The sequence below is a fragment of the Streptomyces sp. NPDC023723 genome (assembly GCF_040639815.1).
GTDB lineage: Bacteria > Actinomycetota > Actinomycetes > Streptomycetales > Streptomycetaceae > Streptomyces.
Genome location: NZ_JBFAAP010000078.1, coordinates 1 through 14,617 on the forward strand (window position 1 = coordinate 1; position 14,617 = coordinate 14,617).

10 protein-coding genes and 1 pseudogene are annotated in these 14,617 nt (G+C 72.5%); 3 read left to right on the top strand and 8 right to left on the bottom strand.

The genetic code is table 11. The features are described 5' to 3' along the window. The 6 genes and pseudogenes from AB0G32_RS37680 to AB0G32_RS37705 form a co-directional block, all read right to left on the bottom strand. A pseudogene (locus AB0G32_RS37680) lies at window positions 1-191 on the bottom strand (hypothetical protein); the annotation flags it as partial. Next, window positions 176-1,303 carry a ParA family protein gene (locus AB0G32_RS37685; RefSeq protein WP_361174539.1) on the bottom strand — a complete coding sequence of 376 codons (1,128 nt, stop codon included), beginning with the start codon at window positions 1,301-1,303 and terminating at the stop codon, window positions 176-178. The gene AB0G32_RS37685 and the pseudogene AB0G32_RS37680, both read right to left, overlap by 16 nt. 401 nt (window positions 1,304-1,704) lie before the next feature. Next, window positions 1,705-2,829 carry an alanine dehydrogenase gene (ald, locus tag AB0G32_RS37690; RefSeq protein WP_361174542.1) on the bottom strand — a complete coding sequence of 375 codons (1,125 nt, stop codon included), beginning with the start codon at window positions 2,827-2,829 and terminating at the stop codon, window positions 1,705-1,707. Window positions 2,830-2,963: 134 nt separating this feature from the next. After that, on the bottom strand, window positions 2,964-5,006 hold the full coding sequence (locus AB0G32_RS37695; protein WP_361174545.1) for a tetratricopeptide repeat protein: 2,043 nt from the start codon (window positions 5,004-5,006) through the stop codon (window positions 2,964-2,966). A 382-nt stretch (window positions 5,007-5,388) separates the two neighbouring features. Further along, window positions 5,389-6,015, bottom strand: a complete 627-nt coding sequence (locus AB0G32_RS37700) for an NUDIX hydrolase (protein WP_361174548.1) — start codon at window positions 6,013-6,015, stop codon at window positions 5,389-5,391. A gap of 91 nt (window positions 6,016-6,106) precedes the next feature. Beyond that, a complete protein-coding gene (locus AB0G32_RS37705; RefSeq protein ID WP_361174601.1) occupies window positions 6,107-7,774 on the bottom strand; it encodes a CTP synthase in 1,668 nt (555 codons plus the stop codon). A gap of 538 nt (window positions 7,775-8,312) precedes the next feature. Between AB0G32_RS37705 and AB0G32_RS37710 the strand changes: the two genes are divergently transcribed. After that, window positions 8,313-10,115 carry a glycoside hydrolase family 15 protein gene (locus AB0G32_RS37710; protein WP_361174604.1) on the top strand — a complete coding sequence of 601 codons (1,803 nt, stop codon included), beginning with the start codon at window positions 8,313-8,315 and terminating at the stop codon, window positions 10,113-10,115. Window positions 10,116-10,225: 110 nt separating this feature from the next. On the opposite strand, the gene AB0G32_RS37715 is transcribed toward AB0G32_RS37710, so the two are convergent. Continuing rightward, complete coding sequence (locus AB0G32_RS37715) at window positions 10,226-11,164, bottom strand: NADP-dependent oxidoreductase (protein ID WP_361174551.1); 939 nt, start codon at window positions 11,162-11,164, stop codon at window positions 10,226-10,228. A 40-nt stretch (window positions 11,165-11,204) separates the two neighbouring features. Then, window positions 11,205-12,125 carry an NADP-dependent oxidoreductase gene (locus AB0G32_RS37720; RefSeq protein WP_361174554.1) on the bottom strand — a complete coding sequence of 307 codons (921 nt, stop codon included), beginning with the start codon at window positions 12,123-12,125 and terminating at the stop codon, window positions 11,205-11,207. A 124-nt stretch (window positions 12,126-12,249) separates the two neighbouring features. Between AB0G32_RS37720 and AB0G32_RS37725 the strand changes: the two genes are divergently transcribed. Together AB0G32_RS37725 and AB0G32_RS37730 are read left to right on the top strand one after the other, a co-directional pair. Continuing rightward, on the top strand, window positions 12,250-12,855 hold the full coding sequence (locus tag AB0G32_RS37725; RefSeq protein WP_361174557.1) for a helix-turn-helix domain-containing protein: 606 nt from the start codon (window positions 12,250-12,252) through the stop codon (window positions 12,853-12,855). A gap of 109 nt (window positions 12,856-12,964) precedes the next feature. Then, a complete protein-coding gene (locus AB0G32_RS37730; RefSeq protein ID WP_361174560.1) occupies window positions 12,965-14,611 on the top strand; it encodes a PucR family transcriptional regulator in 1,647 nt (548 codons plus the stop codon). Window positions 14,612-14,617: the final 6 nt, after the last annotated feature.

Sequence of the window (14,617 nt, forward strand, 5' to 3'; positions counted from 1 at the left end):
CCGCCCTGCGCGGGCACCGACTGCGGGGCGTCGTCGGCGGCCGGGTCGTTCTCCCCGGCCGGTGACCCGGCCGGGGCCGGCACCCGGGCGTCACCGTTGGCCTGACGCCGCGGGCTGGACGCCTGCAGCCCCATACCCCCTGTGGTGCGGAAGAGTTCGTCGGCCCCCGGCAGACTCACTCGGCGTGACACCGGGCGAGCACCTCCCTGGCGAGCTGACGGTAGGCGGCGGCGCCGACGGAGTTGGAGGCGTACGTGGTGATCGGCTCACCGGCGACCGTGGTCTCCGGGAAGCGGACGGTACGTCCGATGACCGTGTGGTAGACGTGATCGTCGAACGCCTCGACGACGCGCGCGAGCACCTCACGGCTGTGCACCGTGCGGGAGTCGTACATCGTGGCGAGGATGCCGTCCAGCTCCAGGTCGGGGTTGAGCCGCTCCTGGACCTTCTCGATCGTCTCGGTCAGCAGCGCGACCCCGCGCAGCGCGAAGAACTCGCACTCCAGCGGCACGATCACCTTGTGCGCGGCGGTCAGCGCGTTGACCGTGAGCAGGCCGAGGGAGGGCTGGCAGTCGATGACGATGTAGTCGTAGTCGTCCATCAGCGGCTTCAGGGCGCGCTGGAGGGTCGACTCGCGGGCCACCTCGCTGACGAGCTGCACCTCGGCCGCAGAGAGGTCGATGTTGCTGGGCAGCAGGTCCATGTTGGGGACCGCCGTCTTCAGCAGCACCTCGTCGGCCGCCATGCCCCGCTCCATGAGCAGGTTGTAGACGGTGAGGTCCAGCTCCATCGGGTTGACGCCGAGACCGACCGACAGCGCGCCCTGCGGGTCGAAGTCGACGAGCAGCACCCGGCGCCCGTACTCGGCGAGCGCGGCACCCAGATTGATGGTCGACGTGGTCTTGCCCACGCCGCCCTTCTGGTTGCACATCGCGATGATCTTCGCGGGACCGTGGTCGGTCAGCGGGCCCGGGATCGGGAAGTACGGCAGCGGGCGTCCGGTCGGGCCGATGCGCTCGCGGCGCTGGCGCGCCGCGTCGGGCGCGAGCGTGGCCGCGTACTCGGGATCCGGCTCGTACTCGGCGTCCGGGTCGTAGAAGTGCCCCTCGGGCAGTTCGTCGTAGTCGGCGAAGTGGTTGCGGGGCGCGCCACTTCCGTCGCCGGCCATGGCGTTCACGTGTTGGCCATCCATCTTCGGGTGTGCGGTCCGAGTTGCCTGCGGACTCTGGTGGGCTGCGAAGGTTCGCACAGCGACGGAGCCGACAGCCTCGAACCGCCCGGGGCCTCCGGCCCCTGCAGGCATTCCTGGTTGACCACCCCCGGGAGTAAATGTCGACTCATTCACAAGTCGTCTTACCTCCTTGGTGACCAGGAAACTTCTAGACAGGTCAGCGTGGCACCATGCCGACGATTGGCGACTCTATGGCGTGTCGGCGGTCCGCAGCAACACAATCCGCCGGACCCGGCCGGATGTGTCGGCAATGAAACACCCCCCTGTCAAGGGCGTACAGCCGTCGCACGGCAGGTTTCACCGGTGTACGAATGGGTTCAAGCGGTACGTTCGAGGCGAGTTGAGCGAGCAGCGCAAAGTGACCATACACACACTTGGGCCGCCCTTGTCGACAAGGACGGCCCGGGTGTGTGGCGTTGACGCCGGATGTTCACCGGTCGCCTTCGCCGCATGGCGACTTGTACACCCGGCGGTCAGCCGAGCAGCGAGGTCAGCTCCACGTGGTCCAGGCCGTGGGCCTCGGCCACCTCCTTGTAAACGACCTTGCCGTCATGGGTGTTGAGACCCTTGGCGAGCGCGGGGTCGCGGCGCAGCGCCTCGACCCAGCCGCGGTCGGCCAGTTCGACGATGTACGGCAGCGTGGCGTTGGTCAGCGCGTAGGTGGAGGTGTTGGGCACCGCGCCGGGCATGTTGGCGACGCAGTAGAAGACCGAGTCGTGCACGGTGAAGGTCGGCTCGGCGTGGGTGGTCGGGTGGGAGTCCTCGAAGCAGCCGCCCTGGTCGATCGCGATGTCGACAAGGACACTCCCCGGCTTCATCCGGGAGACCAGGTCGTTGGTGACCAGCTTGGGCGCCTTGGCGCCGGGGATCAGGACGGCGCCGATCACGAGGTCGGCGTTCAGGCAGGCCTTCTCCAGTTCGAAGGCGTTGGAGACGACGGTCTGGATCTTCGTACCGAAGATCTTGTCCGCCTCCTTGAGCTTGTTGATGTCCTTGTCCAGCAGGGTCACGTGGAAGCCGAGGCCGATGGCGATCTGCGCCGCGTTCCAGCCGGAGACGCCGCCGCCGATGACCACGGCCTTGCCGGCCAGCACGCCGGGGACGCCGCCGGGCAGCACGCCGCGGCCCCCGTTGGCGGCCATCAGGTGGTAGGCGCCGACCTGCGGGGCCAGCCGGCCGGCGACCTCGGACATCGGGGCGAGCAGCGGCAGGGCGCGGCCGGGCAGCTCGACGGTCTCGTAGGCGATGGCGGTGGTGCCGGACTCCAGCAGGGCGTCCGTGCACTCCTTGGAAGCGGCCAGGTGCAGGTAGGTGAAGAGGGTCTGGTCCTTGCGCAGGCGGTGGTACTCCTCGGCCACCGGCTCCTTGACCTTCAGCAGCAGGTCGGCGGTGGCCCAGACCTCGTCGGCGGTGTCGAGCGGGGCCGCGCCCGCGGCGACGTACTCGGCGTCCGGGATCGAGGAGCCGGTGCCCGCGCCGCGCTCGACGACGACCTGGTGCCCGTGGCGCACCAGCTCGTGGACGCCGGCCGGGGTGATGGCCACCCGGAACTCGTTGTTCTTGACCTCGCGGGGAATGCCGACCTTCACGTCGATCACGGTCCTTGGCTCAGGGGGTGTGGCTGCACAGAAGACATACCCGGCATGCATGGGCACACCGGGAGAGACCGCAGGAGAACGTGCGGCAGAGCCAGTCTAATGAAGGTGTTCCCGCTGTCTAGCCTTTCAAAGCATCAATCTTCGGCGGGTGCGCTACGGATTTCGTAGGTGTTAGCTCCGTGTTCCGGCTTGGATTCGTCCGCCAGCAGCCGTTCGGACCGGCTCCGGTGCAGGGCGGCCGCCGTGGGATCGCCGAGGTGGTCGAGGGTGTCGGCCAGTCGGAGGTGCAGGGCCGCCTGGAGCCGGATGTCCTCGGCGCGGCGGGCCCACTCGACCGCTTCCTGGCAGGTCTGGAGCGACTCCTCGGGGCGTCCGGCGTACTCCTGGACCCGGGCCAGCTCGCTCAGCGCCCGGGCCTGGGCGGGCACGTCGCCGGTCCTGCGGTGGCCGGCCACCGCCGCCCGCCAGTTGCGCAGCGCCTCGCCGTAGCGGCCCGCGTAGGTGTGCGCCGCGCCGATCCGGCCGTAGAGCCGGGCGGCGTCCGCGCGCTCGTCCCGGGCCAGGCGCTGGGCCAGCGCCCGGCCGAACCAGTCGGCGGCCCGGTCGTAGTCGCCCAGCTCCAGGTGCGCGCCGCCTACGGATTCCATCGCGCGGCCGGTCGCGTACGGGTCGTTCGCCTCGCGTCCGGCGTCCAGCGCGGCCCGGTAGCGCACCAGCGCCTCGGCGGTCCGGCCGGTGCGGGCGTCCAGGTCGGCGAGGTTCAGCAGGGCGGCGGCCCGCTCGCGGGGCAGTTCCCGGCGGACGGCCACGTCCAGCACCAGCCGGTGGATGCCGTACAGGTCGGGCGCCGCCGCCTGGGTGCCGATGTGCGCGACCATCGCCCGGACCAGCTGGGACATCAGCCGCCGGGCCAGGGTGTCGAGATCGCCGTCGGCGACCGCGAGCCGGGCCGCGGCCAGCAGAGCGGGCCGGCGGACCGTGAGCCACTCGGCGGCGTCCCGGGGGGTGGCGAAGCGCAGGGCGCGCGGCATGCCGAGGAGTTTCTCCCGGGCACCCGGGCTGTCGGTCTCGGTGATCGCCCGGCAGGACTGGAGCAGCCGGACGGTCCGCTCCAGCATCCGGGCCCGGGCCAGCTGGAGTTCGGCGGGCCGGTCCTGGGCCCGGGCGTGGGCGGCGAGCAGCGGATGCAGGCAGCCGGGGACCTGGTACTCGGGCAGCGGGGAAGCCAGCGGGTGCAGCAGGCCGAGGGCGACGAAGTCGTCCAGCGTGGTGCGGGCGCTGCTCACCGAGCAGCCGGCCAGCGCGGAGGCGGTGTGCGGGTCGACCAGTCCGGCGGGGGCCAGCGAGAGCAGCCGCAGCATCCGGGCGGCGGCGCTGGGCAGGGAGGCGTGCACCAGCCGGAAGACGCGGGCGACGGGGTCGCTGTCCTCGGACTCGGCGTGCAGTTGCTTGGCGAGATCGGCGACGGCCGCCTTGGGGCGGGCGGCGAGCCAGCCGCCCGCGAGGGCCAGGGCGGCGGGCCGGCCCTGGCACTCCTCGACCAGGGACTCGGCGGCCCGGGGGTCGACGGTGATCCGGACCGAGCCGATGCGCCGTTGGAGCAGTTCCACGGCGGACTTGGCGTCCAGGCCGCCGAGCGTGCAGGGGCGGACGTCGGCGATGCCGGTCAGCGGGCCCTCGGCGACGGCGACGACCAGGCAGCCGGGGCTGTCCGGCAGCAGCGCGTCGACCTGTTCGGCGTCGGCGGCGTCGTCCAGCAGGAGCAGGGTGCGGCAGCCGGCCAGGGCGGTGCGCAGTTCGTGCGCGAGGTCGTCCTCGGCGGCGCCGGCCCGGGCCGGGTGGCCCAGCGCGGTGAGCAGGTCCCGGGCGAGCGAGTCGACGGGCACCCGGGTGCCGTCGGGTTCGCGCAGCCGGGCCCGCAGCAGGCCGTCCGGGTAGTCGCCGGCGACCTGGGCGACGAGTTCCGCCGCCAGTGCCGTACGGCCGGAGCCCGGCCGGCCCGCGACCAGCAGGACCCGGGCGCGGGGGGCCTTGCGGCCGGAGAGGGTGTCGAGGCCGGCGCGCGCGATGTCGGCGCGCAGCGCCTTGAGCTCTCTGGTGCGGCCCAGGAACCGTGGTTCCTCGGCAGCGTCGTCCGACAGCCGCACGCCGTCCGTGTCCACCGCCTGATCCGTCACGGGCCACACTCCCGATCCCACCGCGCACCGGCGCCCGCCGGAACTCCCGGTTCGGGCGTTTTCCGAGCCTAGTTCAGGCCCCGGCGGGTTCCGGCGGGAGCGCGGCCGCAAGATCACGCAAGATCGCCCGATCGGATCAGCAGATCGTCACATCAGCGGAAAACTGCCCTCAGGAGCGAGGTTCGCTCGCTCGGACTTTCCGCCGCCCGGACTCCCCGTCGCCTGGACCGCCCGTAGCCCGGACCGACCGTAGCGCGGACTCCCCGTAGCCCGGACTGCCCGCCGCCCGGACCGCCCGTCCCCCGGACCGCCCGCAGCCCGGACCGCCCGCAGCGCGGACTCCTCGCCGCCGGGACTGCCCGTCCCCCGGACGGCCCGCCACTCAGGCTTCGAACGGACGTGCCGGCCAGGGTGCCTGGGCGGGCCGCAGGGCGTCCAGCCCGTCCCCGTCCCGCGCGGCGACCAGCGAGAGCACGCCCACCACGAGGCAGTTGTTGTGCAGGTCCCCGGCGAGGACCCCGTGCACCAGGTCGGCCACGGAGACCCGGGCCAGCTCCATGTCCGCCTCCTCGTCCTCGACCTGGAAGCGCTCGCCCTCGGCCTCCGACAGTTCCCGGGCGAGGAAGATCCGGACCGCCTCGTCGCAGCCGCCGGCCGTGGTGTAGACGTCGGTCAGCACCCGCCAGTCCTCGGCCTTGACGTGCGCCTCCTCGTACAGCTCGCGCTGCGCGGCGTGCAGCGGGTTCTCACCGGGGACGTCGAGCAGTCCGGCCGGGATCTCCCAGAGCTTGTGGCGCACGGGGTGGCGGTACTGGCGCAGCACCAGCACCCGGTCCTCGTCGTCCAGCGCGAGTACGGCGACGGAACCGGGGTGCACCTGGTAGTCGCGGGTGGCGACGGTGCCGTCCGGCATGACCACCTCGTCCGTGCGGACGGAGGTCTTGTTGCCCCGGAAGGGAATCTCCGTCGACCGGATCTCCCACTCCTCGGGGGTGTCCTTGATGGTCATGCCCTGTCCTTCCAGACGCGCGGTCGTACAACGAAGCCGGGGCGCGACCCGTTTTGCGCGAGTCCGCCCCGGCCACCGTACAACTGTCGTGTTACTTCGCGGTCTTCCGCTCGACAGCCGCCTTCACCAGCCCCGCGAACAGCGGGTGGGGGCGGGTCGGCCGCGAGCGCAGCTCCGGGTGGGCCTGGGTGGCGACCAGGTAGGGATGGATCTCGCGCGGGTACTCCACGTACTCGACGAGCTTGCCGTCCGGGGAGGTGCCCGAGAAGACGATGCCGGCCTTCTTCTCCAGCTCCGCGCGGTAGGCGTTGTTCACCTCGTAGCGGTGGCGGTGCCGCTCCTCGACGTACTCCTTGCCGTCGTAGACCTCGCGCACGATCGAGCCCTCGGCCAGCTTCGCCGGGTACATGCCGAGCCGCATGGTGCCGCCCATGTCGCCCTCGCCGGCCACGATGTCCAGCTGCTCGGCCATGGTGGAGATGACCGGGTGACCGGTGGCGGGGTCGAACTCGGTGGAGTTGGCGTCGGAGATGCCGGCCAGGCTGCGCGCGGCCTCGATCACGATGCACTGCAGGCCGAGGCAGAGGCCGAGCAGCGGGATCTTGTGCTCGCGGGCGTACTTGATCGCGCCGACCTTGCCGAGCACGCCGCGGTCGCCGAAGCCGCCCGGGATGCAGATGGCGTCCACGTCACCGAGCTGCGCCTGGGCACCGGCCGGGGTCTTGCAGTCGTCCGAGGTGACCCACTTGATCTTGACCCGGGCCCGGTTGGCGAAGCCGCCGGCGCGCAGCGCCTCGGTGACCGAGAGGTAGGCGTCGGGCAGGTCGATGTACTTGCCGACCAGCGCCATGACGATCTCGTGCTCGGGCTGGTGGACCCGGCCGAGCAGGTCGTCCCAGGTGGTCCAGTCCACGTCGCGGAACGGCAGGTCCAGCTTGCGCACCACGTAGGCGTCCAGGCCCTCGGCGTGCACGACCTTCGGGATGTCGTAGATCGAACGGGCGTCCGGACAGGCGACGACGGCGGCCTCGTCGACGTCGCACATCAGGGAGATCTTGCGCTTGATCGCGGTCGGCACCTCGCGGTCGCAGCGCAGCACGATGGCGTCCGGCTGGATACCGATGTTGCGCAGCGCGGCCACACTGTGCTGGGTCGGCTTGGTCTTCAGCTCGCCGGACGGGCCGATGTACGGCAGCAGCGAGATGTGCACCACGAACACGTTGTCCCGGCCGACCTCGTGCCGGACCTGGCGGACGGTCTCCAGGAACGGCAGCGACTCGATGTCGCCGACCGTGCCGCCGACCTCGGTGATGACGACGTCGACCTCGTCGGTCGCCATGCGCCGGATGCGGTGCTTGATCTCGTTGGTGATGTGCGGGATCACCTGCACGGTGTCGCCGAGGTACTCGCCGCGCCGCTCCTTCGCGATCACCGTGTTGTAGACCTGGCCGGTGGTGACGTTGGCGGAACCGTCGAGGTCGCGGTCGAGGAACCGCTCGTAGTGGCCGATGTCCAGGTCGGTTTCGGCGCCGTCGTTGGTGACGAACACCTCACCGTGCTGGAACGGGTTCATCGTGCCAGGGTCGACATTGAGGTAGGGGTCGAGCTTCTGCATCACCACACGAAGACCCCGGGCCTTGAGCAGCATGCCGAGGCTGGAGGCGGTCAGCCCCTTGCCGAGAGAGGAGGCGACACCCCCAGTGACGAAGATGTGCTTGGTCGTCGAAGCGGTGCTGTTTCGAAAAGCAGCGGGCGGCATGGCCAAGAGGGGGCTCCCGTGGTCGCGGTCTGGGGTGCGATACGGCGGTCCGCCGGAGGTGTCCGGGGTGGTGCCGTCGCTGCGGTTCGGGGGTTTCGTGCCCACCGGTCCACGGGCTACCAGCGTAACAGCGCCGGAGAGCGATGGCTTCCGGCCACGCTCCGCGCACGGCCGGGCACGGAACCGGCACCTCGCGCCGCGCCCGTCACCCGGTGCTCACTCGTTCGGCCGAGCCCGGTTGTCCGGAGCGGCACACAGATCATCTACGTGCGTCGTATCCTGCTCGGACCTTCACTGCCGAGCCCGGCCCGCGACACGGCACCACCCCTCGCCCGTACGCACCGGAACAACGAGAGCTCGTCAGTTCGTTGAACAACAATTGTCGTCCGGTGTCGCGGAGTTTGACCTCCCAGAGTTTGGCTTCAGACCCGGGCGGCTGCTTTGCTTCATTGATCAACGACGCATGACATCCACCCCTTGACCGCACCAAGCGACAACCCCCATGTGGGGTGACGTGGCCGTTCGACTGGAGTTGCACGTGGCCGGGCGCATCGAAGACTACGCACTCATCGGAGACATGCAGACCGCCGCGCTGGTCTGCCGGGACGGCACAGTCGACTGGCTGTGCCTGCCCCGCTTCGACTCCCATGCCATCTTCGCCGGTCTGCTGGGCACGGAGGAACACGGCTTCTGGCGGCTCGGACCGGCGCACGCGGCCGAGGCCGAGCCCCCCACCGCCGCCCGGCGCACCTACCGCGGCGACTCGCTCATCCTCGAATCCGAGTGGGACACCCCGCGCGGCACGGTCCGGGTGACCGATTTCATGCCGCCCCGCGACGGCGCCCCGCAGCTCATCCGGATCGTGGAAGGCGTCTCCGGCCGCGTCCCGATGCGCTCGGAGCTGCGGATGCGCTTCAGCTACGGCCGGGTGGTGCCCTGGGTGCACAAGCACGAGGGCCGCACGGTGGCCGTCGCGGGCCCGGACTCGGTGTGGTTCGACACGGAGGCGGAGACCTACGGCAAGGACCTGACCACGTACGCGGACTTCACGGTCGCGCCGGGTGACCGGATCGCGTTCACCATCTCCTGGGAGCCCTCGCACAAGCGGCCCCCGGCGCTGCCGGAACCGGAGCAGTCACTGACGGCGACCGAGGACTTCTGGCGCGACTGGGTCGAGCACTGTACGTACCACGGCCCCTACCGCGAGGCCGTGATCCGCTCCCTGATCACGCTGAAGGCCCTCACCTACGCCCCGACCGGCGGCATCGTCGCCGCCCCCACCACCTCGCTGCCGGAGGAGATCGGCGGGGTGCGCAACTGGGACTACCGCTACACCTGGCTCCGCGACGCCGCGATCACCCTCTCCTCGCTGCTGCGCACCGGCTACCGCGAGGAGGCCCGCGCCTGGCGCGAGTGGCTGCTGCGCGCGGTGGCCGGCGACCCGGAGAACCTCCAGATCATGTACGGCATCGCCGGCGAGCGCGAGCTGGGCGAGGCCGAGCTGGACTGGCTGCCGGGCTACGAGAAGTCCGGCCCGGTCCGGGTCGGCAACGGCGCCGCCCACCAGCTCCAGCTGGACGTGTACGGCGAGGTCACCGAGGCCCTGCACCTGGCCCACATGACCGGCCTGGCCCGCAACGACTACGCCTCCGTCCTCCAGCTCAAGCTGATCCGCTACCTGGAGGACCACTGGAACGAGCCGGACGAGGGCATCTGGGAGGTGCGCGGCCCGCGCCGGCACTTCGTGCACTCCAAGGTGATGGCCTGGGTCGCCGTGGACCGCACCATCAAGCTCATCGAGTCCGGCGACGCGGACGGCCCGCTGGAGCGCTGGCAGGAACTGCGCGACGACATCCACCGGGACGTGTGCGAGAAGGGCTACGACAAGGAGCGCAACACGTTCACGCAGTCCTACGGCTCGAAGGAACTGGACGCGTCCCTGCTGCTGATCCCGCAGATGGGCTTCCTGCCGCCCGACGACAAGCGCGTGATCGGCACCATCGAGGCGATCCAGCGGGAACTGTCCACCTCGGACGGCTTCATCCTGCGCTACCCGACGGACGGCGAGGACGCCGGCGTGGACGGCCTGCCCGGCGACGAGGGCGCCTTCCTGGCCTGCTCGTTCTGGATGGCCGACGACCTGGCGATGATCGGCCGCGTGGACGAGGCGCGCAAGCTCTTCGAGAAGCTGCTCTCGCTCCGCAACGACCTCGGTCTGCTGGCCGAGGAGTGGGACCCGCGCCTTAAGCGCCAGGTGGGCAACTTCCCGCAGGCGTTCAGCCACGTCCCCCTGATCGACACGGCCCTGCGGCTGACGGCTTCGGGGGCGTACGGGGGCTGACGGGGCTGACGGGGCTGACGGGGCTGACGGGGCTGACGGGGCTGACGGGGCTGACGGTAAGCGGGTGCGCGCGGAGTCGCCGCAGGCTCACCGTCGGCTCCGACGGCGGATCACTCCGGCGTGATGATCAGCTTGCCCCGCTTGGCCAGGCCGTTCTGTTCGAGTTCGGTGAGCGCCGGGACGGCCGCCGAGAGCGGAACTGTGCGGGCGATCGGTGGCCGCAGCGTGCCCTGGCCGGCGGCTCGGGCGACCGCTTCGAGGTCCTTGGTGACCGGCCGGGCGATCAGGACGCGGAACGGTCCGGGCAGGACGCTGCGCGCGAAGTTCGCCGGGGTGGGAAGGATGCTGACGATGCGGCCGCCGGGCCTGAGCAGCGTCCGGGCCGCCTTGACCGGGAGCGTGCCGGCGGTGACGACCACCAGATCGAACCGCTTGGCGAGCGAGGCGGGGTCGAAGCCGAAGCCGACGACCGGATCGATCCCGAGGCCGCGCGCCTCGGGCCCGGCGCTGTCGCGGCAACTGCCCGCGACCGTCGCCCCGTTCGCGAGGGCGAGCTGCACGGCGGTACGGCCGACTCCGCCGAGGCAGCTGTGCACGAACACGGACTGGCCCGGCCGCAGCTTCCCCTTGGTGAACAGGGCCTGGAGCGCGGTGATCCCGACCGTCGGGACCGCGGCGGCGGCCTCGAACGAGAGGTTCCCGGGCTTCAGCACGACGCCCTTCTCCTGGGCGACGACCACATCGGCGAACGCGCCCGCCGCCTTGATCGGCGTCCCGCCCAGCACTTCGTCACCGACGCTCAGCCGGGTGACGCGGTCGCCGACCGCCTGGACGACGCCCGCGAAGTCGTAGCCCATCGCGCGCGGGAAGCGGCGGCCGGTCACCTGCTTCATCTGGCCGGCGCGGATACCGAAGTCCATCGGGTTGGCCGCGGCCGCGCGCACCCGGACCAGGACCTCTTCGGGGCCGAGCGGGCCCGGCTCGAAGTCCTCGAGCCGCATGACCTCCGGCCCGCCGTACTGGTGGTACTGGATTCGCTTCACCGTCATCGTTCCTTTCTCGTCGGCTGGTGTGGTCCTTGGGGCGCGGTCACAGCGTGACCACGATCTTCCCGTGCACATGACGGCCGGCCTGAAGCGTCACGGCGGCGCGGATCTCCTCGACCGGGAAGACCGCGGCGACCGGGACGGTCAGCCGGCCGTCGAGGATCGCGTCGGTGATCTGCCGCAGGGCGGCCGGCGCCGTGTCGAAGGCGCCGGTGGCGCGGACCCCGCCGGGCGGGTGGGGGCCCGCGGCGACCGTGGAGATCCGCTCCGGCGCCACGCCGAGCGCCAGCGCGGCCTCGGCCGTCTCCGTGCCGAACAGGTCGGTCGCGGCGCTCACCCCGCCGGGCGCCAGCGCCCGGACCCGGTCCGCCAGCCCGGGGCCGTAGGCCACCGGTTCGGCACCCAGCTCCCGCAGGAAACCGAAGGTGCCCGGTGAGGCGGTGCCGATCACGCCGGCCCCGGCGAGCCCGGCCAGCTGCACCGCGAACACGCCCACGCCACCGGCGGCGCCGCCGATCAGGACGGTGTCGCCGGGCCCCGGGCCGATCGCCGCAAGGGCCGCCACGGCGGTCAGGCCGGCCACCGGAAGGGTGCTCGCCAACTCGTCACCGATGCCCCGCGGCGTGTGCCACAGCGCGTCGGCGGGCGGCCTGACCACCACGAAGTCGGCGACCGCCCGGCCCAGGGCGCCGCCGTGCACGCGGTCGCCCACGGCGAAGCCCGGGACCCCGTCGCCGACCTCGTCGATCACACCGGCGAAGTCGGACCCGAAACCGGACGGCACGGTGCTGCCGAACTGGGCCGCCGCCTCCGGGGCCGAGGCGATGCCCCAGTCCATCGGGTTCAGCCCGGCGGCCGTCACCCGCACCCGTACCTCCCCGGGCCCGGCGTGCGGTTCGGGCACGTCCCGCAACTCCAGTACTTCGGGGCCCCCGAACACCTCGTAGATCACTGCTCGGCTCACTGCGGACTCCTCACGGACAGGTGATGGGACTTGGTTCCATCACTGCGTCACCGTAACACGAGTGACGGGACTGAGTTCCGTCACTGGCGCTGGTGACGGAACCGAGTCCCGTACACTGCCGGTCATGGCTCGCTGGGAACCGAACGCCGCGGAACGGCTCGCGAACGCCGCCCTGGACCTGTTCGCCGAGCGGGGTTACGAGAACACGACCGTGATCGACATCGCGCAGCGCGCGGGGCTGGGCAAGACCACGTTCTTCCGGCACTTCCAGGACAAGCGCGAGGTGCTCTTCGGCGGCGGCACGATGGACGAACTGCTGGTCGAGGCGATCGCCGCGGCGCCGCCGGCCGCCACCCCGCTCCAGGCGGTCGGGCACGCGCTGGACGCGGCCGGCGCGAAGGTCTTCACGCCCGCCCGCCGCGCGTTCATCGCCCGTCGGCAGACGGTGATCGACGCCAACCCGGAACTGCGGGAACGCGAGGCGCTGAAGAACCTGGCCCTCGTCGCGTCGATGACCGGGGCGCTCAGCCGGCGCGGCGCTCCCGAGCTGACCGCCCGCGTGGCCGCGGAGCTGGGCGCGCTCGCCTCCGGCCTGGCCTTCGCCCGCTGGAGCCGGACGGCCACCGGTGACGGTGTCGGCGACGACGTCGGTGCGGCGGTCGGTGACGACTTCGGCGAGATCGCGCGGCAGGCGCTCGCCGACGTACAGGCGTCCATGGCCGCCTGCTGACGGGCGGCCCGGCCACGGCGGACCGCCGGCCCGCGGCGCGCGGGGTGCTGGGCTCACCGTGCCCCCCGGGCCTGCCCGGTCCCCCGGCTCCCGGGTACCGTCCGAGCCCATGAACAGCGCAGAGGACACCGGGGCCGCCGCCCACGGCGCCGGCATCACCGTGAAGCGCGCCCTGGAGCTGCCCGGACTGCGCGCCGGGCTGCCCGAGGTGGTCACCGGCGCCGACCGGCTGGGCCGTACCGTGCGCTGGGCGCACGCGGGCGAGGTGCCGAACATCGCCTCGCTGCTCAAGGGCGGCGAGCTGCTGCTGACCACCGGCTACGGCTTCGGCGTCCGCTCCGCCGACCAGCGGGCCTACGTCCGCACCCTCGCCGAGCGCGGCATCGCGGCCCTGGTCGTGGAGCTGGGCCCGCGGCTGACCCGGCTGCCCGCGGCCGTCGTCGACACCGCCCGCGCGGCCGGGCTGCCGCTGGTCCAGCTGCACCGCGAGGTGCCGTTCGTGGCGGTCACCGAGGAGATCCACACCGAGATCGTCAACGGTCACTACGCCCTGCTCCAGCGGGCCGAGGAGGTGCACCGCCGCTGCACCGGGGCGCTGCTCGGCGGCGGCGGAGTGCCCCAGGTGCTGGACGTCCTGGTCGGCTTCGCGGCCAACCCGGTGTTCCTGGAGACCCCCGGCGGACGGCTGCTGTACGCCGCCGGGGCGGGTCCCGAGGGCACCGATCCGCTCCAGGTGTGGGAGGGGCTGCGCGGCCCGCACAAGGACGCCCCGCCCCCGGCGGGCTCGGTGCTGGTGGACGTGCCCGGCGGCGGCCCCGGCGCCGGATCGGTGCGGGCCCGCCTGGTCCTGCTGCCGGTCCGGTCGCCGCTGGCGCCGGTGCACCGGATGGCGGCGGACCGGGCGGCGGGCGTGCTGGCGCTGGTGCTGATGCAGGCCCGCCAGGAGGAGGAGCTGGCGGCGCGCGGGCGCGGCGACTTCCTCACCGACCTCGCCGCGGGCCGGATCACCGCCGCCGACGCCCCGGCGCAGGCCCGCGTCCTGGGTTTCCGGCCCGGCGACGGCCCGCTGCTGCCCGTGGTGATGCGGCTGGGCGACGCCCTGTCCGCCACCGACGGCGGCTGGGCGGTGCTGGCCCGGGCGCTCGCCGAGGAGCTGGCGGCGCTCGGGGTGCCCGTGCTGCTGGGCGTACGGCCGGTGGAGGGCCGGGTGCCGCTGCTGCTCGGACCGCGGGCGGCGGCAGACCGGCGGATGCTGGCCGACCGGGTCGCGGCGGCGCTGCGTTCGGGCGCCGAACGGGCCGCCCCGCGCCGCCCGGGCAGCCGCCCGCCCGTCGTGGTGGTCGGGGCGCCCGGCGACTGGACCGCCGTACCGGCCGGGCTGCGGCACGCGGCGGAGGCGGCGACCGCGGCCCAGGGGCTGCCGGAGCGCCCCTGGTACGACGCCCGCCGCCTCGACACCGACCTGCTGCTGTGGCGGCTGCGCGACCATCCGGATCTGGCCGCCTTCGTGGACCGCGCGATCGGCCCGCTGCGCGACCACGACGACCGGGCCCGGCCGGCGTTGCTGCCGACCCTGGAGGCGTACCTGGCGCACGCGGGCCGCAAGGCGGAGACCGCCCGCGACCTCCACCTCAACCGCCAGACGCTGTACAACCGGCTGGCCCGCATCGAGGAACTGCTGGGCACCGCCCTGGACGACCCGCAGACGGTACTGACACTGAGCCTGGCCCTGCGGGCCCGGCGGCATGTCGGCTGACCGGGA